The sequence below is a fragment of the Bradyrhizobium sp. Kon58 genome, assembly GCF_055807455.1.
This window is the reverse complement of record NZ_JBVVOT010000007.1, coordinates 118267-142810: the sequence shown is the minus strand read 5'-3', so window position 1 is coordinate 142810 and position 24544 is coordinate 118267. Positions and strand designations below refer to the sequence as shown.

Below are 24544 nucleotides of genomic sequence, written 5' to 3'. Positions count from 1 at the left end.
CCGGCTTTCGGAAGAGCATGACATGACAATCTCGGATGACGAGGACCTCGCGCGCCTGAAAGAGATCGGGCGCATCGTCGCCAATATCTTGGAGGCAATGGGGAAGGCGCTCGAGCCGGGCATGACCACCTCCGAACTCGACCGGATCGGGCGAACCCTGCTGGAGGCTGCCGGCGCACGTTCGGCTCCGGAGCTGGCCTACGATTTTCCGGGCGCGACCTGCATCAGCGTGAACGAGGAGATCGCTCATGGCATCCCGGGCGATCGGCGGATCGCGCGTGGGGACCTCGTGAACATCGACGTGTCAGCCGAGAAGAACGGCTTCTTTGCGGATACGGGAGCGTCGTTCGCCGTTCCGCCCGCAACCCGAGCGGTCGAACGTCTTTGCAGAGATGGCCGGCGCGCGATGTGGACCGGCCTGCAGCAGGTTGGAGCCGGCAAACCGATTGCCGGTATCGGTCAGGCCATCGGGACTTTTGCGCGGAAGAACGGTTACAGCCTGGTCAGGAACCTTGCCAGCCACGGCGTCGGCCTGTCGCTCCACGAGGAGCCGACGGAGATCGCAACATGGCCCGACCGCTCCGAACGCCGCGTCATGAGCGAAGGCCTGGTGTTCACCGTCGAGCCGTTCCTGTCCCTTGGCGCCGAATGGGCACAGGATGGCGACGATCCGTGGACGCTCTACAGCAGCCCCGAGGCGCCCACCGTTCAATACGAGCACACCGTGATCGCAACCCGAAGCGGACCGTTGATCGTCACGATGGCTGGTTAAGGAGGCGTCCTCAAGCCACCGGATCTCGGGCAGCATCCGAACGGCTTCGATCATCCGGCGCCAGCGGCGGTGCACGTCTCGCCGGAGGATTCTCCGATGGGGCGGTCTTGCTTCCTGAGCTGATATCGACCGGAACAGATCTGGCGTCGCGATAGGCGACGATCCAGATCAGGAAACCCAGAACCGCCAGCGCGGCGCCAACGGGGCCCGTGGAGGTCCAGCCCAGCCCCTCGCGAATGGCGATGCCGCCGAGGAACGGGCCGAGCGCATTGGCGGTGTTGAACGCCGAATGGTTGAGTGCGGCGGCGAGCGCCTGCGCGTCGCCGGCGACGTCCATCAGCCGCGTCTGGAGGATGGCTCCGAGCGAGACGCCGGCGCCGATGGCGAAGACGTCTGCCGCCAGCGCCCAGGGATTGCCGGCGGCGAGCGGAAACACTGAGAGGGCGACCGCTGAGAACAGCAGGATGCCTCCCGCCGTCGGCATCAGCGCGCGGTCGGCAAAGCGCGGCACGAACAGATTGCCGAGCGTCGCGCCGATGCCAAACACGGCCAGAAAAACTGGTATGAGCGCGGGGCTGACCTTGGTCACCTCGATCAGCGTCGTCGCGAGATAAGTGTAGACGGCGAACATGCCGCCGAAGCCGATGGCGCCGATTGCCAGCGTGATCCAGACGCGGCCGCTTCGCAGCGCGCCGAGCTCTCGCAGCGGATCGGACCGGCCAGCCTTGTCGCGCGGCGCGAACAAGGCGCACAGCAGCACCGTGAGCAACGCCAGCACCGACACGAGGCCGAAGCTCGCGCGCCAGCCGATCGCCTGCCCAATCAGATTGGCCAGGGGCACACCGACGATGGTGGCGCCGGTCAGGCCCAGCATCACCTGGCCGATCGCCTGCGAGCGACGATGTTGAGGGACCAGCGAGGCTGCGACCAGCGCGGCGATGCCGAAATAGGCGCCATGCGGCAATCCCGAGAGAAAACGCGCCGCGATCATCGAGCCAAAGCCCGGCGCCAGCGCAGTGAGGGCATTGCCGAGCGCGAACACGGCCATCAAGATCAATAGCTGCGCGCGCCGCGCCAACCGTGCGCCGAGCACGGCGATCAGCGGCGCGCCCAGCACGACGCCGAGCGCGTAGACGCTGATCGCGTGTCCCGCGGTCGGCTCGTCGACCCCGAGGTCGGCGGCGAAAAACGGCAACAGGCTCATCGATGCGAATTCGGTGGTTCCGATCGCAAAGCCGCCCATCGCGAGCGAGAACAGGACGATGGCGAGATGAGGGGGCGTGGATGCCGCGGTCGCGCGGGGCGAGGTCGCTTGCTGCGATGTCGCTTGCTTCGATGTCGTCATATGTCCTGCAATGGTGGCGTTAACGGGAACCAGCCCAGCGAACGTCGCCACCCCTGCAAGATTTCTCCGTCGTACTTAAACCCGGATCGGTCGGCGTCAACACTGGAAGCTCAACGCAAGGCAGGCCGCATATCAGCGTCCCGATTTAGTTGACCCGCCGCGGGCGGCGAGGGGGTTTCTTCTGCGCAAAATACGGGTTGGCCACGCACGTCGCCGACCGACCGACGGCCAAAAATCTGCACTGCTCGAGCGAGCGTAGCGGCAATCGAAATAGCCGACGGGACCGTAGATCTGCATGCAGACCGGATAGCTCGGATCGTAGGTCTGCGCGTGCGCAGGCGCGCCCGCGAGGAGCAGGCCGATCGCGAACAGCGCGAGACGAGCGCGACGCATCTCAACGCGGCACGTAGTAACCGGGTGAATAACCCGGCACCGGCGCGCGCGGCCTGTTCTGATATGCATAGGGATCGTCGCTCTGGCCTGCGAAATACGGGTTCGCGATGCAGGTGAGGGCGCGGCCCGATGAACTCGCCTGGCACTGCGCGTAAGTATCGAACGTGCAATTGCTCAGCCCCGGCCATTCATCGCCGGTCAGGCAGAAGGCATGGTGGGTCCCGAACGCGTGCGCAGGCACGCTTGCACTGAGGGTGAACCCAAATGTGGCGAGGGCAAGCGAAAATATGGCGACAATAGGGTGAGGAATTCGTCTGCGCATTCAATTCTCCAATCACGCGAACGTGCGCGCGACGTTGTCACGCGCACGTGCTGCAGATGTCGTGTAGCCGACGATGGAACTCATGAAAACACTTGTTTCAAAGGGTTTCCCGTACGCGCTGGTAAATCTTCATTAATGAAGCGCGATCCTTTGGCGCGGACTGTGGCGTCGAGGTTACAGCAATTCCGTCGAGCGCTGTTATGACGACGCCACGGCCCGGGGGCCTAACGACGAAACTGGAACGGGAATCAAATGAACAAGAATCTGTTGCTTGCTGCTGTGAGCCTTGTCGCGCTCGGCGCGGCTGCACCGGCGGTGGCTGCTGACCTCGCTGCGCGGCCTTACACCAAGGCGCCGGCGATGGTTGCCGCGATCTACGACTGGAGCGGCTTCTACATCGGTATCAACGGCGGCGGCGCGTCGTCGCATGCGACCTGGGATCTCGCTGCCGTTGGCCGCGAGGGTTCGCACGATGCGACTGGCGGCACGGTTGGTGGTCAGATCGGCTATCGCATGCAGTCGGGCCAGTGGGTGTTCGGCGTGGAAGGCCAGGGCAACTGGGCCGACTTCACCGGTGACAACGTCAGCGCGCTGCTCGCTCAGCGCAACCGCACCAAGATCGATTCGTTCGGTCTGATCACCGGTCAGGTTGGTTACGCCTGGAACAACGTGCTCGTTTACGCCAAGGGCGGCGCGGCCGTCGTCGGCGTCAAGAACGAAGTCTTCAGCACGGCGACCGGCGGTCTGCTCGCGTCGAACAGCGACACCCGCTGGGGTGGCACGGTCGGCGCCGGCCTCGAGTTCGGCTTTGCGCCGAACTGGTCGGTGGGCGTGGAATACAACCACATCTTCCTGTCCGACAAGGACATCACCTTCGCGGGCCTGAAGACCGACAGCATCAAGCAGGACGTCGACATGGGTCTCGTCCGCCTGAACTACAAGTTCGGCGGCCCGAGCCTCGGCCGTTACTGAGCAGAAGCCTAATATCGATCGCTCGACTTCGAGCGGTCGGCGAAAGCCCCGGCCATCGGCCGGGGCTTTTTTGTTGTTCAAGTTCAGCGGGTTAACCATTCGGTTTCGAGGTGGCGAAGATGGCTTGACTCCTGAGAACGAAATGAGAACAATGTTCTTCATACGTTCTCGCCATGGAGCAAGCCATGTTCAGGATTTTCGTCGAAGAAGCCGCCGCGTTGGCGTCGATCGCGCTGTTTGTCGGGATGATCGCGATCTGGGCCCAGGTGCTCCCGCAGCTCTAGGTGCGGGCCCAGGTTGGGGAAAAGGAGGACGACGCGGCTGATCGGCCGCTCCGGCGTGGACTCTGGCAGCGTGGCGCCCCACCATTGTGAGGCGAGTCGGCTAGGCGAGTGCAGGATGCCTCCGGTGCCGGCGACCGCTCCATCTCATCTGCAAGAGGCCGTCACGCGACCATGCCGAGCGCCGGATTTGTCCACCTTCACGTTCACTCGGCCTATTCGCTGCTCAAGGGCTCGATCAAGATCGCCAAGCTCGCCGAGCTAGCCAAGAAAGACCATCAGCCGGCGCTGGCGCTGACCGACACCGACAACATGTTCGGTGCGCTGGAGTTCTCCGACAAGATGGCGGGCTCCGGCATCCAGCCGATCGTGGGCTGCGAACTCGCGATCGAATTCGGCGATCAGGATCCCACTGCCCGCAACGCGCTTCTGCCCTCGCGTGTGGTGCTGCTGGCCGCGCAGGAGCGCGGCTATCGCAGCCTGATGCGGCTGAACTCGCGCGCGTTCCTGGAGACGCCCGACACTCATGCTCCCCACATCAAGTTCGACTGGCTCGAAGGCGAGACCGAAGGCCTGATCGCGCTGACGGGCGGTCCGGACGGGCCGATCTCGCTGGCGCTTGCCGGCGGTTATAGCGAGCTCGCGGCGGCGCGCTGCGAGCGTCTGGCCAGCCTGTTCGGGGACCGCCTCTACATCGAATTGCAGCGCCACAACATCGAGAAGGAGCGGCGGGTCGAAAGCAGCCTGATCGACATCGCCTACACCAAGGGCCTGCCGCTGGTCGCGACCAACGAGCCGTATTTCGCCGCGAGCGACGATTACGAAGCCCATGACGCGCTGCTCTGCATCGCCGGCGGCCGGCTGATCGCGGAGACCGAGCGCGAGCAGCTCACGCCCGATCATCGCTTCAAGACCCGCGCCGAGATGGCGGTGCTGTTCGCCGACATTCCGGAGGCGCTGGCCTCGACCGTCGAAATCGCCGAGCGCTGCTCGTTCCGGCCGATGACGCGCAAGCCGATCCTGCCGTTCTTCACGGTCGGCGCTGCCGCAAGCTCCGATGCCGCCTCCGTCGAGGCGGCCGAATTGAAGCGGCAGGCAGAGGAGGGGCTCGCCAACCGCCTGCGCGTGCACGGGCTGTCGCAAGGCACGACGGAAGAAGATTACAACGCGCGGCTTGCGTTCGAGCTCGACGTCATCATGCGCATGAAATACGCGGGCTACTTCCTGATCGTCTCCGACTTCATCAAATGGGCAAAGGGGCAGGGCATTCCGGTCGGGCCGGGCCGCGGCTCCGGCGCAGGCTCGCTGGTTGCGTGGGCGCTGACCATCACCGACCTCGACCCGATCAAGTTCGGCCTGCTGTTCGAGCGCTTCCTCAATCCGGAACGCGTCTCGATGCCGGACTTCGACATCGACTTCTGCCAGGACCGCCGCGGCGAGGTGATCAGGTACGTCCAGGAGCGCTACGGCCGCGACCAGGTCGCGCAGATCATCACCTTCGGTACGCTGCAGGCCCGCGGCGTGCTCCGCGACGTCGGCCGCGTGCTGCAGATGCCCTATGGCCAGGTCGACAAGCTCACAAAACTCGTGCCGCAGAATCCGGCCGCGCCGGTGACGCTTGCGGCGGCGATCGAGAGCGAGCCGAAGCTCCAGGCATTCCGCGACGAGGACCCGGTGGTGGCGCGCGCCTTCGACATCGCCCAGCGCCTCGAAGGCCTGACCCGCCACGCCTCGACGCATGCGGCCGGCATCGTGATCGGCGACCGCCCGCTGAGCGAACTCGTGCCGATGTATCGCGATCCCAAATCCGATATGCCGGTGACCCAGTTCAACATGAAATGGGTCGAGCCGGCCGGCCTCGTGAAATTCGACTTCCTCGGCCTGAAGACGCTGACCGTGCTCGACGTCGCGTGCAAACTGCTCAAGCCGCGCAATATCCATGTCGATCTCGCGACGCTGCCGATCGACGATGCCGAAAGCTACCAGATGCTGGCGCGCGGCGAGGTGGTCGGCGTGTTCCAGGTTGAAAGCCAGGGCATGCGGCGCGCGCTGGTCGACATGCGCCCCGACCGTTTCGAGGACATCATCGCGCTGGTCGCGCTCTATCGACCGGGCCCGATGGCGAACATCCCGACCTATTGCGCGCGCAAGCACGGCGACGAGGAGCCGGAATATCTCCACCCCGTGCTGGAGCCGATTCTCAAGGAGACCTTCGGCGTCATCATCTACCAGGAACAGGTGATGCAGATCGCGCAGGTGATGTCGGGCTATTCGCTCGGCGACGCCGACCTGCTGCGCCGCGCCATGGGCAAGAAGATCCGCGCCGAGATGGAGAAGCAGCGCGAGATCTTCGTCGCCGGTGCGGTGAAGAACGGCGTGCCAAAGGGGCAGGCCGACACCATCTTCGAGCTGCTGGCGAAATTCGCCGACTACGGCTTCAACAAGAGCCACGCGGCGGCCTATGCGCTGGTGTCCTACCACACCGCCTACATGAAGGCGCATTACCCGGTGGAGTTCATCGCGGCGTCGATGACGCTCGATCTCAACAATACCGACAAGCTCTCCGAATTCCGCGCCGAGGCGCAGCGCCTCGGCATCAAGGTCGAGCCGCCCAACGTCAACCGTTCCGGCGCGACTTTCGAGGTCGGCGACAAGACCATCTACTACGCGCTCGCGGCGCTGAAGGGCGTCGGCATCGCGGCGGTCGAGCAGATCATCGCGGAGCGGACCAAAAACGGCTTGTTCACCTCGCTCGCCGACTTTGCCGCGCGGGTGTCGCCGCGCGCGATCAACAAGCGCATCATCGAAAGCCTGGCCGCCGCGGGCGCCTTCGACACGCTAGAGCCGAACCGGGCGCGGGTCTTCGCCGGCGCCGACTCGATTCTCGCCGCGTGCCAGCGGGCGAACGAAGCTGCAACCATCGGCCAGAACGACATGTTCGGCAGCTCGGCCGACGCGCCGACCATCATGCTGCCGCAGATCGAGCCCTGGTTGCCGGCCGAGCGGCTGCGCCGTGAATATGATGCGATCGGCTTCTTCCTGTCGGGACATCCGCTCGACGATTACGCCACCGTGCTGAAGCGGCTGCGCGTGCAGTCCTGGGCCGAGTTCTCGCGCGCGGTGAAGACCGGCGCCACGGCAGGCAAGGTCGCGGCCACTGTGGTGTCGCGCATGGAGCGGCGCACCAAGACCGGCAACAAGATGGGCATCATGGGGCTCTCTGATCCCACGGGTCACTTCGAGGCGGTGCTGTTCTCCGAAGGCCTTGCGCAATATCGAGACGTGCTGGAACCGGGCGCCGCGGTGCTGCTCCAGCTCGGCGCCGAGCTCCAGGGCGAGGACGTCCGCGCGCGCGTGCTCCACGCCGAGCCGCTGGACGAGGCCGCGGCCAAGACGCAGAAGGGCCTGCGCATCTTCGTGCGCGACACCAAGCCGCTGGAATCGATCGCCAAGCGTCTCGCCGGCCCCGACATGGCCGCTTCGAACGGCGCCGCGCCGAAGGTCGGCAGTCCGGGCATCGCGCCCCGCTCCAACGGCGACGGCGAGGTCTCGCTGGTCATGATGCTCGATCTCGAGACCGAGGTCGAGATGAAGCTGCCCGGGCGCTTCAAGGTCTCGCCGCAGATCGCCGGCGCCATCAAGGCGGTCGCCGGCGTGGTGGACGTGCAGCAGCTCTAGCAACACGCACCGTGTTGCAGGCGGCTGCATGTTTTGCGCGGGTGATGCTGCGGCCCTGTTGCAACCTGTCGCTGATTTTGATTAGCATGCACTCGGGGAAAATCTGGGGGCGTGATGCTATTGCGTGGGCTGGTATTGCTCGTGGCTGCGGCACTGCTGTGCGGCTGTGAGACGGCGAGGAGCGGGCTCGGATATTCGGAGACGGTGCGAAAACTAGGTCCGCCGAAAGCCGGGCAGGCTCGCGTCGTCGTGTTTCGCGAGAAGGGCTTCGGCGGCATCGGCGATCCGGACTGGGAATTTTCCCTCGACGGTACGCCGATCAAGGGCCTGAAGACCGGGACATATGTCTATGTCGATCGCCCGGCAGGCCAGCACCAGTTCGTAGCAGAGGAAGCGGCGCTCGGCGTCACGCGCGTGGACTTCTCGGCTCAGTCCGGCCAGACCGTGTTCTTCGTAGCGCGCTTCAGTGAGCGCAAGAGCGCCATGATCGCGAATGCGAGCACTGGGCTGCTGGGCTGGGGGCTCACGCTTGCGATGACGTCCGGCTATAAAAACCAGGGGCCGCTGGATTTCCTGCCTTTGGATGAACCGGGCCGCCCGGACGACGATCGCAGAGCTTCGGTTGGCGCAATAGCCCCGCGCGAATTCGGTCCCGCCCGCACCGTCATTTGTGGTGTCGTCACAGCGTTGCGGCTATGATCGCCGTGAGGCCGTTGGTACACCGCGCCGGGGAGGGACGTGACATGTGCGACAAGTGCAATGAATCCCCACATGAGAGGATCGCGCCGTCGCGGCGGTCCGCGATGTTGTTGGGCGCCTCCGCGCTCGGCCTCGCCCTGACCGGCAGGGCCTTCGCCAAGGAGACGAAAACGCCGCCCAAGCCGCAGAACGTGCTGTCGCCCGACGCATCATTGAAGCGCCTGACGGAAGGCAATGCGCGCTATGTCGACGGCGTGTCGCGGCGGCACGATTTCAAGCACGAGCGCGAGGCGCTGGTCGGCGGACAGAATCCGTTCGCGGCCGTGCTGAGCTGTGCCGATTCGCGCATCGCCCCGGAATATGCCTTCGATACCGGCCGCGGCGATCTGTTCGTTTGCCGCGTCGCAGGAAATTTCGCCGGCACCGAAACCGTCGCCAGCATGTAATACGCGGTGGCTGTGCTGAATACGCCGCTGATCCTCGTGCTCGGCCATGACGCTTGCGGTGCGGTCGATGCGACGCTGAAGGCGATCAAGGACAACAAGCCGCCGCCGGGCCATATTCCCTCGCTGGTCGATGCGATCGCGCCGGCCGCCAAGGCTGCAATGCAGCAGGGTGGTGGGGACGTCCTCGACAAGGCGATCCGGCAGAACGTCATCGACAACGTCGCGAAGCTGAAGTCGGCAGCGCCGATCCTCAATGCGGCCGTGGAGCAGGGCAAGCTGAAGGTCGTCGGCGGCATCTATCGGCTCACGACGGGAACGGTCGACCTGATCGCGCAGATCTGACGAGGCGGACCGGCTCGCGCCGGTTCGTTGTCGCGAGGCTGACGCAGGCGCCCTGGCGTTGGTGCCGGGCGCCATGCCGCCGCCTCAATGCAAGCCTTCGCTATTTGGAAGCCTTTCGTTCAATTGGAAGCCTTTCGTTCAAGTGCCATTCAGCTGACCACGCGTCTGATGCGTGGCGGCACCTCAACAACAAAAACGGGCAAGCAAGCCATGCGTGGGACGCTCAGAGCCTTCATTTGCCTCCTCCTGCCGATCGCGGTCCTTGCCGCGGGCGCGCCGGATCCGGCGCGTGCGCAGCAGCAGGAAAAGCGTATCGCGCTCGTGGTCGGCAACGGCGCCTATGCCAAGTCGCCGCTGGCGACGACGGCAAACGATGCCGGCCTGATCGCGCAGACGCTGCAGGCGGCGGGCTTCGACGTCGTCGGCGCCCGCGATCTCGACGGCGACACGCTGCGCAAGAGCTTTCGCGATTTCATCCAGAAGGCGCAGGCCTCAGGCCCGGGCACCGTCGCGATGGTCTATCTCGCCGGCTATGGCGTGCAGCTTGCGGGTGAGAACTACTTCATCCCGGTCGATTCCAACATCGCCCGCGACACCGACATTCCGACCGAAGGCCTGCGCATCGGCGACTATCTCCGTCAGCTGGCTTCCGTTCCGCTCAAGGCCAACATCATCGTGCTCGACGCTGCGCGGGCGCAGCCCTTTGTGGAGGGCGGCCAGCAGATCGCGAGCGGACTTGCGCTGGTCGAGCCCGACGCCAACATGCTGATCGCGTTCAATGCCGCGCCCGGCACGGTGGCGCCCGAGGAGCCCGGACCTTACGGCATCTATGCGCAGTCGCTGGCGGAGATGATCCGCACCGGCGGCCTGCCGCTGCCCGAGGTGTTCGACCGCGTTCGCCTGCGCGTCAACGAGGCCAGCAAGGGCGCGCAAGTGCCCTGGAACGAGCAGAAGATTTCCGCTCAATTCTCGTTCTTCGAGCGCGGGCCCGACGCGCCGCCGCCGGAGGCCGCACCCGACCAGGTCGCCGCGATACGCAACAAGCCGATCCGCGATCTCGGCGTGCAGGATGCCTATGCCGCCGCGCTCACGCGCGACACGCTGCCGGCCTACGAAGAGTTTCTCACCGCCTATCCCGGCGACCCGCTGTCGAAGCGCGTGATGGCGATCGTCGCGGCGCGCCGTGAGGCCATCACCTGGCGGCGAACCTATCGCACCGACACGCCGGAAGCCTATTGGTCGTATCTGCGTCGCTATTCGCGCGGTCCGCATGCGGCAGATGCGCGCCGGCGCCTGGCGATTCTCACCGCGCCGGCCGAGCCGCCGCCGAGCTTCGCGATGATCGACTACGACGTGCCGCCACCGCCGCCAGAGGAGGTGGTCTATGTCGATCGTCCGGTGCTGTATTTCAGCGATCCGGATTTTGGCTTCGCGCCGCCACCGCCGCCGCCGGTCTATTATCTGCCGCCGCCGCCGCCGGATTTCGTCGTGCTGTCGCCGCCGATGCCGGTGATCGGCCTGTTCGTGCTGCCGCAGCCGATGTTCGTGCCGATTCCTGTGTTCGTCAGGCCGCCAATCTATGTTGCACCGCCGCCGAACAACATCATCTATCAGAACATCCATAATAGGACGGTCATCAACACGGTGATCAACCAGCCGCCGGCACCGCCGACGGGTGCCGGTGCCGGAGCGGGCAATCTCACGCCGACCATGGCCGGGCGCACCAATCCGGCCAGTCCAGCCATGCCGCAGGCGGTCGTGCAGCGCGCCGCCCTGATTCAGCAAGGCAAGGCGCCGATGCCGCCGAGCGCGACGATGCAGCCGACGGCGAGGCCAGGAACGCCCCCGGCGACGCCCGCCAATGCCGCGCCGACCGGGACGCCACCCGCCGCTCCACCTGCCAGTCCACTTGCCACGCCACCGGCCAAGTTGCCCCAAGCCAACACGCTGCCGGTTCCCGGCACCCATGGCGGTCCGCCCGTACCGCCAGCGGGAGCCGGCCCTCTGCCGGGCGGCAGACCCGGGCTGCCCACAGCCACTGCACCCGGCGCGCCGCTGCCGAACCATTCGGGAGGGCCTGCGGGAGCGCCGACGACTGCTGCTCCCGGCACCACGCCGCCAGCCCATCCCGGTGCGCCGACCGGCGCGTCGGCGACTGCGCCCACGGCGACAAACCCGGCCGCTGTCCCCGGCCAACTGCCGAAGCCGCCGGTGGCCCAGGGCCCGCCCGGGACCGGGCCTGGGGACCATGGCAAGTCCGCGACCCGCGAGCCAGCTGGTTCGCCGCCGGCTGCCCGCACGCCTCCGCCTCCTGGCCCGGTTGGACGACCGGTTACGCCGCCGCCCTCGGCGGCGCGGGAGCCGATCCGGCCGCAGCATCAGCCGACCGCTGCTCCCGCCCAGGCTGCCCGGCCCTCGGCACCACCACCGCGGCCTCAGGCCGTGGCCCGGCCGGCGCCTCCGCCTCCGCCGCGTATTGCGCCGCCGCCACCGCCACGGGCGGCTCCGCCCGTCGCGGTCGCTCGGCCGGCGCCGCCGCCAATGGCGCGACCCGCGCCGCCGCCGCCGGTCGCCCGGCCGGCGCCACCTCCGCCGCCCCGGATGGCCGTCGCGCCACCGCCGCCGCCGCGCCCGGCAGCACCCCCACCGCGTCCTCCGGCTCCGCCGCCGGCGGCAAAGAAGTGCCCGCCGAACCAGCCCAGATGCTAGGCAGGGGCTAGGCCGCAGCGTGGTCTTTACGGAAGAGGGCCTCTCGCGGGCGAAAGCCGCCCCGAAAGGCCCTTATTTCCTTGCTTCTGGCCGAAATCGCGCTATACACCGCGCCATCTCACACGGAAGCATGGCTCACAAGGCCGTCCGGTGGCAGCCGGGGCGACAACGCTCTGTCCTGCTCACACGCTTCCGGAGGAACCAACCGGAGAATTAGAACGATGGCACTACCCGATTTCACTATGCGTCAGCTCCTCGAAGCCGGCGTGCACTTTGGTCACCAGTCTCACCGCTGGAATCCGAAAATGGCGCCGTTCATTTTCGGCGCTCGCAACAACATCCACATCGTCGACCTCGCGCAGACCGTGCCGTTGCTGCACAACGCCTTGCAGGCGGTCAGCGACACCGTCGCCAAGGGCGGCCGCATCCTGTTCGTCGGCACCAAGCGCCAGGCGCAGGACGGCGTTGCCGACGCAGCCAAGCGCTGCGCTCAGTACTTCGTCAATTCGCGCTGGCTCGGCGGCACGCTGACCAACTGGAAGACGATCTCGGGCTCGATCAAGCGCCTGCGTCATCTCGACGACGTGCTCGCCGGCGGCGATGCCTCCTCCTACACCAAGAAGGAGCGCCTGACGCTTCAGCGCGAGCGCGACAAGCTTGACCGCTCGCTCGGCGGCATCAAGGACATGGGCGGTCTGCCCGACCTGATCTTCGTGATCGACACCAACAAGGAAGACATCGCGATCCAGGAAGCCCAGCGGCTCAACATCCCGGTCGCCGCCATCGTCGACACCAATTCGGATCCGAAGGGCATCACCTATGTGGTGCCGGGCAATGACGACGCCGGCCGCGCCATCGCGCTCTATTGCGATCTGATCGCGCGCGCAGCGATTGACGGTATTTCGCGCGCCCAGGGCGATTCCGGCATCGACGTCGGCGCTTCGGTTCGGCCGGTCGCAGAAGAGCTGCCCGCCGCCACGAGCGGCTTCCAGGGCCTCGCCGGTCCGCGCGGAACCTCCGACGACCTCAAGAAGCTCCCGGGCGTGTCGGGCGCGATCGAGAAGAAGTTCAACGACCTCGGCATCTTCCACTTCTGGCAGCTGGCCGAGCTCGATCACGACACCGCGCACAAGATCGGCGAAGAAGTCGGCCTGCCGAGCCGCGCGGACGCCTGGGTGGCCAAGGCCAAGGCGCTGACCGCGGAAGCGGAATAGTCAAAAAGAGCGATGGGTTGGCCGGACAAGCTCCGGCCACCATTTCAGTTGACGCGAATTCCTGAGATGGACCGCGGCGAGGCGATCTGGCCGCGCCGCGGCAAACCGGCAGGCAAAAAGGATTTTGAACGATGGCAACGATCACAGCTGCGATGGTCAAGGACCTGCGCGAGTCGACCGGCGCAGGCATGATGGACTGCAAGGCCGCGCTGACCGAAAACGACGGCAACATGGAAGCAGCGCAGGATTGGCTGCGCAAGAAGGGCCTGTCGAAGGCCGCCAAGAAGTCGGGCCGCGTCGCCGCCGAGGGTCTGATCGGTGCGCTCATCAAGGGCAACAAGGGCGTCGTGGTCGAGGTCAATTCCGAGACCGATTTCGTCGCGCGCAACGGCCAGTTTCAGGGCCTCGTCAAGATGATCGCCCAGGTCGCATTCAACGTCGGCGCCGATGTCGAGAAGATCAAGGCCGCCAAGGTCGGCGACGTCACGATCGAAACTGCGATCAATGACGCGATCGCCACCATCGGCGAGAACATGACGCTGCGCCGCGCAGCTTCGCTCGAAGTCAGCCAGGGCGTGGTGTCGAGCTACGTCCACGGCGCCGTCGTCGAGGGCGCCGGCAAGATGGGCGTGATCGTGGCGCTGGAATCGCCGGGCAAAGCGGACGAGCTCGCAACGCTTGGCCGCCAGATCGCGATGCATGTCGCGGCCGCCAACCCGCTGGCGCTCGATCCGTCCGGTCTCGATCCGGCGGTCGTCAAGCGCGAGAAGGACGTGCTCGCCGACAAATATCGCCAGCAGGGCAAGCCCGAGAACGTGATCGAGAAGATCGTCGAGTCCGGCCTGAAGACCTATTACAAGGAAGTCTGCCTGCTCGAGCAGGCCTTCATCCACGACACCGGCAAGTCGGTGGCGCAGGCGGTGAAGGAAGCCGAAGGCAAGGTCGGCGGCGCGGTGAAGATCGCGGGCTTTGTGCGCTATGCTCTCGGTGAGGGAATCGAGAAGCAGGAAAGCGACTTCGCGGCCGAGGTCGCGGCCGCCAGCGGCAAGAAGTAAGCGCCGGAACGTTCCTTCCGGCGTGCCGCCGGAAGCGGCGCCCGGACAAGGAAAGTGCTCATGACTGATCCGGTCTATCGTCGCGTCGTGATCAAGCTGTCCGGCGAATATCTCGCGGGACCGCAGGGTTTTGGCATTGATCAGCCGACCATCGACCGGGTCGCCGACGATCTGATCGCAGCCCGCCATCTCGGCACCGAAGTCGCCGTCGTGATCGGCGGCGGCAACCTCTTTCGCGGCGTCGAGGTCTCCTCGCGCGGGGTGTCGCGCCCGACCGGCGATACCATGGGCATGCTCGCTACGATGATGAACTGTCTCGCGCTCGAAGCCACGATCGAGCGCAAGGGCACGCCTGCGCGCACGCTGTCGGCCTTCGTCATGCCCGAGATTTCCGAGCTGTTCACCCGCACCGCGGCACACAAATACCTCGCCGAGGGTCGGATCGTGCTGCTCGGCGGCGGAACCGGTAATCCGTTCTTCACCACCGACACGACCGCGGTGCTGCGCGCAGCCGAGATCGGCGCCCAGGCGGTGCTGAAGGCGACCAATGTCGACGGTGTCTACTCGGCCGACCCGAAGAAAGACCCGACGGCGACGCGATTCGACCGTCTGACCCATTCGCAGGCGATCGAGGGTGGCTACAAGGTGATGGATGCGACCGCCTTCGCGCTTGCCCGCGAGACGTCGCTGCCTATCATTGTGTTCTCGATCGCGGAGCCGGGTTCGATCGGCGCTGTACTGCGTGGCGGCGGCCACGGAACCATTGTCGCCGGCTGACGGCTTGTCGTTGCGCCCTCGAGGGAAGGGTGCGGAGAGGTCGCCGGGATTTTGAAGGAGAAACGTGATGGCCACGGATAATTTCGATCTCAACGAAGTCAAACGCCGCATGCAGGGCGCGATCCAGTCGCTCAAGCACGAACTTGGCGGCCTGCGTACCGGTCGCGCCTCAGCCTCGATGCTCGATCCGGTGCAGGTCGACGCCTATGGCAGCCACATGCCGCTGAACCAGCTCGCCACCGTCAGCGTGCCGGAGCCGCGCCTGATCTCGGTGCAGGTCTGGGACAAGTCGATGGTCAAGGCGGTGGAGAAGGCGATCGTCGATTCCAATCTCGGCCTGTCGCCGGCGACCGAAGGCCAGGTGCTGCGCCTGCGCATCCCCGAGCTCAATGAGGAGCGTCGCAAGGAGCTCGTCAAGGTCGCGCACAAATACGCGGAAGCCGCCAAGGTCGCCGCGCGCCATGTCCGCCGCGACGGTCTCGACGTCCTCAAGAAGCTCGAGAAGAATCACGAGATGTCCGAGGACGATCAGAAGCGCCACGCCGACGACGTGCAGAAGGCGACCGACGGCACGATCTCCGAGATCGACCAGTTGCTGGCCGCCAAGGAAAAAGAAATCCTCACCGTTTAAAGCGCGCTGGATCGCGCTTTAGGTTATTGTTCGCGCATGATCTTTTCGGAAAGCCGCTTCGCACTCTTCCGGATCATGCTTTAAGGCAGCCTCATGTCCAACGCCGCCGCGCCCGCAACGGAAGGACCCGATCGGTCCGATGCGCCTGCGCATGTCGCCATCATCATGGATGGCAACGGACGTTGGGCGGCCGCGCGCGGCTTGCCACGGGCGGAGGGCCATCGTCGCGGCGTCGAGGCCCTGCGCCGCGTGGTTCGCGCGTCGCATGAGCTTGGCATCCGCTATCTCACCATCTTCTCCTTCAGCTCGGAAAACTGGTCGCGCCCGGCGAGCGAGATCGGCGATCTGTTCGGCCTGTTGCGCCGCTTCATCCGCAATGATCTGGCAAGCCTGCATCGCGACGGCGTCAAGGTACGCATCATCGGCGAGCGGGACGGGCTGGAGGGCGACATCTGCGCACTTCTCAACGAGGCGGAGGAACTGACGCGCGATAACACGCGCCTCACGCTCGTCGTCGCCTTCAATTACGGCTCCCGGCAGGAGATCGCGAAGGCGGCGCAGAAGCTCGCGCGCGAAGTCGCCGAGGGCCGGCGCAATCCCGACACGATCGATGCCGAGACCCTGGGGGCGCATCTCGACGCACCCGACATTCCCGATCCCGATCTCATCATCCGCACCAGTGGCGAGCAGCGCCTGTCCAACTTCCTGATGTGGCAGGCCGCCTATAGCGAGCTTGTCTTCGTGCCGATCCACTGGCCCGATTTCGACAAGGCGGCGCTGGAAGGCGCAATCGCCGAATTCGCCAGGCGCGAGCGCCGTTTCGGCGGCCTGGTCGCGAAAACCGCCTCGTGAGCGACCCCGATCCCGCGCCGGCCGGCTCTCAGCCTGCCCCGAGCAATCTCGTGATGCGAATCCTCGCAGCGCTGGTGCTGGCGCCGCTCGCCATTGCGCTCGCTTATGCCGGCGGCTGGATGTGGGCGCTGCTCGTCACCCTGGTATCGATCGGACTGTTCGCGGAATGGCTGATGGTGGTGGGCGCAGGCTCGACCGCGCTGACCGGGGCGGGGACGATCGTCATTGCCACGATGGGCTTGTGCGTTGCCTTCGGCGCGCTGAAGACCGCAATCATCACCGGCCTGATTGGCGGCGCGATCGTGACGGTGATCGCGCGGGGCAAGTTCGTCTGGGCTGCGTCCGGATTCGCCTATGCGTCGGCGGCGCTACTGGCCTCGATCCTGCTGCGGAAGGATCTCGTGAACGGCTTCGCCGCGCTGATGTTCGTGCTGCTCGTGGTGTGGGCGACCGATATCGGTGGCTATTTCGCCGGCCGCGGCATCGGCGGACCGAAGCTGTGGCCGCGCGTCAGCCCGAAGAAGACCTGGTCAGGGGCGTTCGGCGGCTTTGCCGCGAGCCTTTTGGTCGCGGTCGGCTTTGCCGCTTGCGGGCTTGGAAAGATAGTTCCATTGCTGCTCGTCGCCGCGGTCCTGTCGGTCGTGTCGGCCTGCGGCGATCTGTTCGAATCCGCGGTCAAGCGGCGCTTCGATGTCAAGGATTCCAGTCACTTAATTCCCGGCCACGGCGGGCTATTGGACCGTCTGGACGGTTTTGTCGCTGCCATCCTGGTGGCATGGATTATCGGCTTCCTCCGCCATGGTGTGCATAGCGCCGGAAGCGGTCTTATGGTTTGGTGAAGATATGAGCGCGGTTCCATTGCGTAACAACAAGGCTGCGGCGTCGACCGTCCGCAGCGTCACGGTTCTCGGCGCCACCGGCTCGATCGGCGACAGCACGATGGATCTGCTGCGCGCCTCTCCCGAGCGCTACCGTGTCGAGGCGCTGACGGCGAACAGCAATGTCGAGGCGCTGGCAAAGCTCGCCAAGGAGTTTTCCGCGCGCTACGTCGCGATCGCCGACACCTCCAAATTTGCCGAACTCAAGGCCGCGCTCGCGGGCACCGGCACCGAATGCGGCGCCGGCGAAAGCGCGGTGATCGAGGCCGGCGCGCGTCCGGCCGATTGGGTGATGGCCGCCGTGAGTGGCGCGGCCGGGCTGAAGCCGGCACTGGCGGCGGTCGATCGCGGCGCGCATGTCGCGCTCGCCAACAAGGAATGTCTCGTCTGCGCCGGCGATTTCTTCATGCAGCGCGCGGCGAAAGCGGGCGCCTGTATCCTGCCCGCGGATTCCGAGCATAACGCGCTGTTCCAGGCGCTCGCCTCGGGCAATCGCGACGAGCTCGTCCGTGTCATCATCACGGCCTCCGGCGGTCCGTTCCGGACCTGGAAGCCTGCCGACATCGAGCAGGCGACACTCGCGCAAGCCCTGAAGCATCCGAACTGGAGCATGGGCCAGAAAATCACGATCGATTCCGCCTCGATGATGAACAAGGGGCTCGAGGTGATCGAGGCCTCCTATCTGTTCGCGCTCTCGCCCGACGAGATCGACGTCCTCGTTCATCCGCAGTCGATCATCCACGGCATGGTCGAGTTCTCCGACCGCTCAGTCATGGCCCAGCTCGGCTCACCCGACATGCGCACGCCGATCGCGCATTGCCTCGGCTGGCCCGACCGCATCAAGGGTCCGGCCGCCAAGCTCGATCTGGCCAAGATCGGCCAATTGACCTTCGAGGCGCCGGATTTCGAGCGCTTCCCCGGGCTGCGCCTGGCCTTCGATTCGCTCCGGACCGGGAAGGGGGCGACCACCGTCTACAACGCCGCCAACGAGGTTGCGGTCGCCGCCTTCATCGCGGGCAAGATCCGGTTTGGCGCGATTGCCCGGCTGGTGGAGGCGACGCTGGACGACTGGATTCGTGGCGGGAACCAGGCCCCGCTGACGTCAGCGGACGATGCAATCGCTGTTGACCATGTTGCGCGAAATAGGGCTGCCGCCCTATTGCCTCAAATTGCCTTAAAGGCATCCTAGATGGTTCGGGGCCAGGGCCTTGCGGCGCTGGATGAGGGAATTCGATGATCGACCTTTTCGTCCATAGTTTCAATACGTTGAGCCATGGGCTCCTCGGCTACGCGGTTCCCTTCCTGTTCGTCCTGACCATCGTCGTGTTCTTCCATGAGCTCGGCCATTTTCTGGTCGCGCGCTGGGCTGGCGTTCGCGTGTTAACTTTTTCGCTCGGTTTCGGACCTGAGCTGGTCGGCTTCAACGATCGCCATGGCACCCGCTGGAAGATCTCGGCGATCCCGCTCGGCGGCTACGTCAAGTTCTTCGGCGACGAGAGCGAGGCTTCGACCCCGTCATCCGAGAAGCTTGCGGCCATGACGGCCGAGGAGCGCGCCGGCAGCTTCCATCACAAGAAGGTCGGCCCGCGCGCCGCCATCGTTGCCGCCGGACCGATCGCCAATTTCATCTTGGGCGCGCTGATCTTCGCCGGCATGGCGCTGTATTACGGCAAGCCGAGCACGATCGCGCGCGTCGACGGTGTGGTCGCCGACGGCGCTGCGGCGGCAGCCGGCTTCAAGATCGGCGACGTCGTCGTCCAGATCGACGGCAAGCCGATCGAAAGCTTTGCCGACATGCAGCGCATGGTTGCGATGAATGCCGGTTCGCCGCTTGCTTTCCAGGTCAAGCGCGACGGCGCCATCGTATCGCTGACCGCGACGCCGGCGCTGCTCGAGCGCAAGGATCCCTTTGGCAACAGCCACCGCCTCGGCGTGCTCGGCGTCGAACACAAGTCCCAGGCCGGTGAAGCCTCGACGTCGCCGGTCGGCGTCGGCGAAGCGCTCAAGATCGGTGTGGAGCAGGTCTGGTTCATCATCACCAGCACCTTCAAGTTCCTGGGTTCTTTGTTCGTCGGGAACGGCAATCCGAACGAGGTCAGCGGCGTACTTGGCATTGCCAAGATGTCGGGGCAGGCGGCCAGCGCCGGGTTCCAGTTCGTGATCAACCTCTGCGCGGTGCTCTCGGTGTCGATCGGCCTGCTGAATCTGTTCCCGATCCCGCTGCTCGATGGCGGTCACCTTATGTTCTATGCGGCGGAGGTTGCCCGTGGTCGGCCCCTGTCCGAGCGGACTCAGGAGATGGGGTTCCGAATCGGGCTGGGCTTGGTGCTGATGTTGATGGTGTTTGCGACCTATAACGACATCCTGCGGATGGCCGCATCCTGATAGGGGCTTTTTTGTGGCGTTGCCCGGGCGTTGCTCTTGGGCAACGTCTTGGAATGAAAATGAAATTGCGGCGCGCTCGGCCGTTTGCGGCGTCGGTGAAATTGTCTACAAGCGGCTTGAACTTGGGGAATCTCCAGACCGGCGTTGGGGTTGGGTCTGGTACGGAATGATAAGGCAGCGTTGCGCAATGAAGTTTGGACTGCGACTCCGGGGGGGCTTGCTCGCAACCCTGATCATGTTCGGCGCGCCGGTGCTTGCCCCGGTTGGGGCTGCCTTTGTATCTTCGTCTGCGCTTGCTCAGACCGTGCAGTCGATTTCCGTTGAAGGAAATCGCCGGGTCGAGGTGGAGACGATCCGCTCCTACTTCAAGCCGGGTCCCGGCGGTCGCTTGGATCAGGGTGCCATCGACGACGGCCTCAAGGCGCTGATCGAGACCGGCCTGTTCCAGGACGTCAGGATCAACCGCGGTGCCGGTGGCCAGATCGTCGTCTCCGTGGTGGAAAACCCGGTGATCGGCCGCATTGCCTTCGAGGGCAACAAGAAGATCAAGGACGAGCAGCTCACCGGTGAAGTCCAGTCCAAGGCGCGCGGCACCTTCTCCCGCGCCATGGTGCAGTCCGACACGCTGCGAATCGCCGAAATCTATCGCCGTTCCGGCCGCTACGACGTCCGCGTCACGCCTGAAGTGATCGAGCAGCCGAACAACCGCGTCGATCTCATCTTCACGGTCGAGGAGGGCGCCAAGACCGGCGTCAAGTCGATCGAGTTCGTCGGCAACAACGCGTACTCGTCGTACCGCCTGCGCGACGTCATCAAGACGCACGAATCGAACCTGCTGAGCTTCCTCGCCAGCAGCGACATCTACGATCCCGATCGGGTCGAGGCCGACCGCGACCTGATCCGCCGCTTCTATCTCAAGAACGGTTTCGCCGACGTCCAGGTCGTCGCCGCGCTCACCGAATACGATCCGGAGAAGAAGGGCTTCAACGTCACCTTCAAGATCGAGGAAGGCTCGCAATACCGGGTCGGCTCGATCGACTTCCGCTCCAGCATTCCGAACTTCGATGCCACCTCGATGCGCAACTATTCGCGCGTCAATGTCGGTTCGCTCTACAACGTCGAATCGGTCGAGAAATCGGTCGAGGAGATGCAGATCGAAGCCTCGCGGCGCGGTTATGCCTTCGCCGTGGTCCGTCCCGGCGGCGACCGCAACTTCGAGGCGCACACCGTGTCGGTCGTGTTCAACATCGACGAGGGTCCGCGCACCTATATCGAGCGCATCAACCTGCGCGGCAACACCCGCACGCGCGACTACGTGATCCGTCGCGAGTTCGACGTCTCCGAGGGCGATGCCTACAACCGCGCGCTGGTCGACCGTGCCGAGCGCCGCTTGAAGAACCTCGACTATTTCAAGAGCGTGAAGATCACGACGGAGCCCGGCTCGTCGAGCGACCGCGTGATCCTGCTCGTGGACATGGAAGAGAAATCGACCGGCGACTTCTCGGTCTCGGGTGGTTACTCCACCACCGACGGCGCGCTGGCCGAAGTCTCGGTCTCGGAACGCAATTTGCTCGGCCGCGGCCTGTTCGCCAAGGCGGCGGTGACATACGGTCAGTATGCCCGCGGCTACTCGCTGTCCTTCGTCGAGCCCTATCTGCTCGACTACCGGGTCGCGCTGGGTCTCGACCTCTATCAGCGCGAGCAGAGGTCCAACAGCTACATCTCCTACGGCACCAAGACGCTCGGCTTCTCGCCGCGCCTCGGCTTCTCCCTGCGTGAAGATCTGTCGCTGCAGGTGCGCTACTCGATCTACAGGCAGGAAATCACGCTGCCGTCGTACCTGGCGAACTGTAACAACGTAGTTGGGTCGGCGGCATTCAATCCAAGCCCGGCTTTCTCGGCGGCGAGCGGTATTCCTCTGGATGCCTCGACCAACGGCCTCGGCTGCTACAGCGACGGCGAGGCCTCGCTGCCGGTCCGCAAGGAGCTTGCGAACGGCAAGACGTTGACCTCGGCGCTCGGCTACACGCTGACCTACAATACGCTGGACAACAACAAGAACCCCACCGACGGTCTCCTGGTCGATTTCCGGCAGGACTTCGCCGGTGTCGGCGGCGACGTCTCTTACCTGAAGTCGGTTGTCGATGCGAAGTACTACACTCCGCTCGTCTCGGACATCGTCGGCCTGGTCCGGTTGCAGGGCGGCATGCTGAACAAGATGGGCAGCGATCTGCGCATGCTCGACCACTTCCAGATGGGCCCGAATCTGGTCCGCGGCTTTGCCCCGAACGGCATCGGCCCGCGCGATTTGAACCCCTTCGGTACGCAGGACGCGCTTGGCGGCACCAAATATTGGGGTGCTTCGCTCGAATTGCAGATGCCGTTCTGGTTCCTGCCGAAGGAAGTGGGTCTGAAGGGCGCCGTCTACGCCGACGCCGGCGGTCTGTTCGACTATCAGGGCCCGACGACATGGTCTGTGACCAACGAAATGACCACGACCAAGAATTCGAGCTGCACGCCGTCGACCGTCAATCCAGCCTCGGCTGGAACCTGCACCGGCTTGGTGTATGACAACGGCAATGCCGTCCGGTCGTCGGTCGGTGTCGGCTTGATCTGGGCCTCGCCGTTCGGTCCACTGCGCTTCGACTACGCCGTGCCGCTGACCAAGGGCAAGAACGACCGTACGCAGGAGTTCCGGTTCGGCGGCGGCACCTCGTTCTAATTCGAACAGCACGGCACGATCCGGACTACGGAGCCGGTTTCCGAAAGGGATCGTGCCAATCCAGGAGATCAGGCATGATGCGGCTTGGCCGCTTCAGGCCGAAGCCGGACCGCGACGGGGTGGAATGGCGCAGCCGACCTTCTTCATACAGCCGCCCGCCTCAGCGCTGGCTGACATAGCCACGCTGACCAAGGCGGAGCTGGTCGATCCCGCCAGGGGCGGCCAAATCATCAAGGGCCTTGCTTCGCTCGACGAAGCCGGCCCGATGCACCTGACGTTCTTCGACAATCTCAAATATGCCGATGAGCTCAAGGCGACCAAGGCCGGTGCTTGCCTGGTGAGCCCACGCTTCGAGGCCCGGGTGCCCGCGCACGTGGCCGTGCTGCGGGCGCCACAGCCGTTCCGCGCCTTCGTCAGGATCGCGCGGGAGTGGCATGGCGACGCGCTCCGGCCGCAATCCTGGACCGGCAACGACGGCATCGCGCCGTCGGCCATCATCGATCCAACGGCCAGGCTGGAGGACGGCGTGATCGTCGATCCCCTGGCCGTGATCGGCCCCGACGTGGAGATCGGCAGCGGCACGGTGGTCGGCGTGGGGGCCGTGATCGGCCCCGGCGTCAAGATCGGCCGGGACTGCAATGTCGGGGCACGCACCGCCATCCAGTGCGCGCTGATCGGCAACGACGTGCTGATCCACCCCGGCTGCTCGATCGGCCAGGACGGCTACGGCTTCATCTTCTTCGGCCCCGAGGGCCACCTGAAGGTGCCTCAGACCGGCCGCGTGCTGATCCAGAACAACGTGGAGGTCGGCGCCGGCACCACCATTGATCGCGGGTCCTTGCGCGACACCGTGATCGGCGAGGGGACCAAAATCGACAATCAGGTCCAGATCGGCCACAATGTGACCATTGGCCGGCACTGCCTGCTGGCAGCCCAGATCGGTCTTGCCGGCAGCCTCACCCTCGGCGACAACGTGGCGCTGGGAGCGAAGGTGGGCATCAACAATCACGTCAAGATCGGGGATGGAGCTCAGGTGACTGCCATGAGCGGCGTCAAGGACGACGTCCCTCCCAACGGACGTTGGGGTGGTTTTTTCGCCAAGCCGACCAGGCAATGGTTCAAGGAAATCTTGGCCGTCGAGCGCCTGGCGCGCGACAGCAAGGCCGATCCGAAGCAGGAGGAACGGGAGTGACGGACGAAGCACCGGTCAGGTTCGAGCTTGTGGACATCAACATGATCCTGCAAACGCTCCCGCACCGTTTTCCGATGCTGCTGATCGATCGCGTGATCAACATCCGCACCGATTACAGCGGCATCGGCATCAAGAACGTCACCTTCAACGAGCCGCCGTTCCAGGGCCACTTTCCCGATCGCCCGGTCTATCCCGGCGTCATGATGATCGAAGCGATGGCGCAGACCGCGGGTGTGATCGGCATCAAGTCGGTCGAGGGCACCGATAAGCCGCGGGCTGTGTATTTCCTGACCATCGACAAGTGCAAGTTCCGTAAGCCGGTGCTGCCCGGCGATACCATCGAATATCACATGCGCTCAATCGGCCGCCGCAAGGCCATGTGGTGGTTTCACGGCGACGCCAAGGTCAACGGCCAGGTGGTTGCGGAGGCCGATGTCGGCGCCATGCTGACCGACTGAGCGGGATCAACTTCTCTGGATGCGCTCGCGTGCAGGACACGCGTACCGGCTGCCGCTGACCTCGCGCTTGATGTTCTGCTTGAAGAACTGGCCCATGGACGGTGAGCCCAGCAGGCGCTCGACCGTATCGATTGGCACGCCGCAATAGCGGTCGTAAACGCCGTCCACTGCCACGACGAGGGCCTGCTGCGCACGGTCGTAACAGACCCGCTGGAGCACCGTGCTGCGGGTGATGTCGCGGCATTCGAATGTCTTGAGATCGACGAGGCGGTGTTCGCCGGTCTCGATCGTCTCGGATACGATCGGCGCGGTCACGAGCTGTGCGAGGAGAAGTGCCAAAGCCCTGACCAAGATACCTGAGCTCCGCATGAACTTGTTGATGAGCCGGGAAGGCTGCTTCACCCGGCACTTGAAACACGGA

General features: G+C 65.2%; 19 protein-coding genes and 2 pseudogenes. 17 read left to right on the top strand and 4 right to left on the bottom strand.

Annotated elements, in window-relative coordinates:
- The first annotated feature begins 22 nt into the window (after nt 1–22).
- Nucleotides 23–772 carry a type I methionyl aminopeptidase gene (map, locus tag AC0L20_RS15090; protein WP_456764129.1) on the top strand — a complete coding sequence of 250 codons (750 nt, stop codon included), beginning with the start codon at nt 23–25 and terminating at the stop codon, nt 770–772.
- 10 nt (nt 773–782) lie between these two features.
- Here the strand turns inward: map and AC0L20_RS15085 are convergent, their stop codons facing one another.
- From AC0L20_RS15085 to AC0L20_RS15075, 3 genes and pseudogenes are all read right to left on the bottom strand, one after another.
- Complete coding sequence (locus tag AC0L20_RS15085; protein ID WP_473289268.1) at nt 783–2117, bottom strand: MFS transporter; 1335 nt, start codon at nt 2115–2117, stop codon at nt 783–785.
- 145 nt (nt 2118–2262) lie between these two features.
- Nucleotides 2263–2510, bottom strand: a pseudogene (locus AC0L20_RS15080) (DUF3551 domain-containing protein).
- Nucleotide 2511: 1 nt separating this feature from the next.
- Nucleotides 2512–2832 (bottom strand): DUF3551 domain-containing protein, encoded by a 321-nt coding sequence (locus AC0L20_RS15075; RefSeq protein WP_473289266.1) that lies wholly within the window; start codon nt 2830–2832, stop codon nt 2512–2514.
- A gap of 252 nt (nt 2833–3084) precedes the next feature.
- Here AC0L20_RS15075 and AC0L20_RS15070 point away from each other — a divergent pair, with 252 nt between their 5' ends.
- From AC0L20_RS15070 to fabZ, 16 genes and pseudogenes are all read left to right on the top strand, one after another.
- The gene (locus AC0L20_RS15070) at nt 3085–3804 is read left to right on the top strand and encodes an outer membrane protein (protein ID WP_473289264.1); all 720 of its coding nucleotides are present in this window, start codon (nt 3085–3087) and stop codon (nt 3802–3804) included.
- Between the two features lie 455 nt (nt 3805–4259).
- The gene (gene dnaE / locus AC0L20_RS15065) at nt 4260–7763 is read left to right on the top strand and encodes a DNA polymerase III subunit alpha (protein ID WP_473289534.1); all 3504 of its coding nucleotides are present in this window, start codon (nt 4260–4262) and stop codon (nt 7761–7763) included.
- Nucleotides 7764–8012: 249 nt separating this feature from the next.
- Nucleotides 8013–8462, top strand: a complete 450-nt coding sequence (locus AC0L20_RS15060) for a hypothetical protein (RefSeq protein ID WP_473289262.1) — start codon at nt 8013–8015, stop codon at nt 8460–8462.
- A 44-nt stretch (nt 8463–8506) separates the two neighbouring features.
- Nucleotides 8507–9250 (top strand): annotated as a pseudogene (locus AC0L20_RS15055) (carbonic anhydrase).
- Nucleotides 9251–9460: 210 nt separating this feature from the next.
- Nucleotides 9461–11959: a caspase family protein gene (locus AC0L20_RS15050; RefSeq protein ID WP_473289260.1), complete on the top strand. Its 2499-nt coding sequence runs from the start codon at nt 9461–9463 to the stop codon at nt 11957–11959.
- Between the two features lie 221 nt (nt 11960–12180).
- On the top strand, nt 12181–13173 hold the full coding sequence (locus AC0L20_RS15045) for a 30S ribosomal protein S2 (RefSeq protein ID WP_007610895.1): 993 nt from the start codon (nt 12181–12183) through the stop codon (nt 13171–13173).
- A gap of 131 nt (nt 13174–13304) precedes the next feature.
- Nucleotides 13305–14228, top strand: coding sequence for a translation elongation factor Ts (tsf, locus tag AC0L20_RS15040; protein WP_106944997.1), 924 nt, complete (start codon nt 13305–13307; stop codon nt 14226–14228).
- Between the two features lie 60 nt (nt 14229–14288).
- Complete coding sequence (pyrH, locus tag AC0L20_RS15035; RefSeq protein WP_018455040.1) at nt 14289–15005, top strand: UMP kinase; 717 nt, start codon at nt 14289–14291, stop codon at nt 15003–15005.
- Nucleotides 15006–15072: 67 nt separating this feature from the next.
- Nucleotides 15073–15636 carry a ribosome recycling factor gene (frr, locus tag AC0L20_RS15030; RefSeq protein ID WP_027518196.1) on the top strand — a complete coding sequence of 188 codons (564 nt, stop codon included), beginning with the start codon at nt 15073–15075 and terminating at the stop codon, nt 15634–15636.
- 93 nt (nt 15637–15729) lie between these two features.
- A complete protein-coding gene (locus AC0L20_RS15025; RefSeq protein WP_027518195.1) occupies nt 15730–16488 on the top strand; it encodes an isoprenyl transferase in 759 nt (252 codons plus the stop codon).
- Nucleotides 16489–16541: 53 nt separating this feature from the next.
- On the top strand, nt 16542–17327 hold the full coding sequence (locus AC0L20_RS15020) for a phosphatidate cytidylyltransferase (protein WP_473289532.1): 786 nt from the start codon (nt 16542–16544) through the stop codon (nt 17325–17327).
- Between the two features lie 4 nt (nt 17328–17331).
- Nucleotides 17332–18555, top strand: coding sequence for a 1-deoxy-D-xylulose-5-phosphate reductoisomerase (gene dxr, locus AC0L20_RS15015; protein ID WP_473289257.1), 1224 nt, complete (start codon nt 17332–17334; stop codon nt 18553–18555).
- A gap of 44 nt (nt 18556–18599) precedes the next feature.
- Nucleotides 18600–19751: an RIP metalloprotease RseP gene (rseP, locus tag AC0L20_RS15010; protein ID WP_473289254.1), complete on the top strand. Its 1152-nt coding sequence runs from the start codon at nt 18600–18602 to the stop codon at nt 19749–19751.
- A 187-nt stretch (nt 19752–19938) separates the two neighbouring features.
- Nucleotides 19939–22473, top strand: a complete 2535-nt coding sequence (gene bamA / locus AC0L20_RS15005; protein WP_473289252.1) for an outer membrane protein assembly factor BamA — start codon at nt 19939–19941, stop codon at nt 22471–22473.
- Between the two features lie 124 nt (nt 22474–22597).
- A complete protein-coding gene (lpxD, locus tag AC0L20_RS15000) occupies nt 22598–23665 on the top strand; it encodes a UDP-3-O-(3-hydroxymyristoyl)glucosamine N-acyltransferase (RefSeq protein WP_473289250.1) in 1068 nt (355 codons plus the stop codon).
- Between the two features lie 41 nt (nt 23666–23706).
- Nucleotides 23707–24123, top strand: a complete 417-nt coding sequence (gene fabZ / locus AC0L20_RS14995; RefSeq protein WP_051058562.1) for a 3-hydroxyacyl-ACP dehydratase FabZ — start codon at nt 23707–23709, stop codon at nt 24121–24123.
- A gap of 6 nt (nt 24124–24129) precedes the next feature.
- On the opposite strand, the gene AC0L20_RS14990 is transcribed toward fabZ, so the two are convergent.
- Nucleotides 24130–24474, bottom strand: a complete 345-nt coding sequence (locus tag AC0L20_RS14990; RefSeq protein WP_473289247.1) for a KTSC domain-containing protein — start codon at nt 24472–24474, stop codon at nt 24130–24132.
- Nucleotides 24475–24544 lie beyond the last annotated feature (70 nt).

Coding starts and splice junctions, on each gene's coding strand:
- AC0L20_RS15020 (WP_473289532.1), top strand. CDS start 16,542: ATGCGAATCCTCGCAGCGCTGGTGCTGGCGCCGCTCGCCATTGCGCTC.
- pyrH (WP_018455040.1), top strand. CDS start 14,289: ATGACTGATCCGGTCTATCGTCGCGTCGTGATCAAGCTGTCCGGCGAA.
- AC0L20_RS15070 (WP_473289264.1), top strand. CDS start 3,085: ATGAACAAGAATCTGTTGCTTGCTGCTGTGAGCCTTGTCGCGCTCGGC.
- AC0L20_RS15075 (WP_473289266.1), bottom strand. CDS start 2,832: ATGCGCAGACGAATTCCTCACCCTATTGTCGCCATATTTTCGCTTGCC.
- rseP (WP_473289254.1), top strand. CDS start 18,600: ATGATCGACCTTTTCGTCCATAGTTTCAATACGTTGAGCCATGGGCTC.
- bamA (WP_473289252.1), top strand. CDS start 19,939: ATGAAGTTTGGACTGCGACTCCGGGGGGGCTTGCTCGCAACCCTGATC.
- map (WP_456764129.1), top strand. CDS start 23: ATGACAATCTCGGATGACGAGGACCTCGCGCGCCTGAAAGAGATCGGG.
- frr (WP_027518196.1), top strand. CDS start 15,073: ATGGCCACGGATAATTTCGATCTCAACGAAGTCAAACGCCGCATGCAG.
- dxr (WP_473289257.1), top strand. CDS start 17,332: ATGAGCGCGGTTCCATTGCGTAACAACAAGGCTGCGGCGTCGACCGTC.
- AC0L20_RS15050 (WP_473289260.1), top strand. CDS start 9,461: ATGCGTGGGACGCTCAGAGCCTTCATTTGCCTCCTCCTGCCGATCGCG.
- tsf (WP_106944997.1), top strand. CDS start 13,305: ATGGCAACGATCACAGCTGCGATGGTCAAGGACCTGCGCGAGTCGACC.
- lpxD (WP_473289250.1), top strand. CDS start 22,598: ATGGCGCAGCCGACCTTCTTCATACAGCCGCCCGCCTCAGCGCTGGCT.
- fabZ (WP_051058562.1), top strand. CDS start 23,707: ATGATCCTGCAAACGCTCCCGCACCGTTTTCCGATGCTGCTGATCGAT.
- AC0L20_RS15085 (WP_473289268.1), bottom strand. CDS start 2,117: ATGACGACATCGAAGCAAGCGACATCGCAGCAAGCGACCTCGCCCCGC.
- AC0L20_RS15025 (WP_027518195.1), top strand. CDS start 15,730: ATGTCCAACGCCGCCGCGCCCGCAACGGAAGGACCCGATCGGTCCGAT.
- dnaE (WP_473289534.1), top strand. CDS start 4,260: ATGCCGAGCGCCGGATTTGTCCACCTTCACGTTCACTCGGCCTATTCG.
- AC0L20_RS15045 (WP_007610895.1), top strand. CDS start 12,181: ATGGCACTACCCGATTTCACTATGCGTCAGCTCCTCGAAGCCGGCGTG.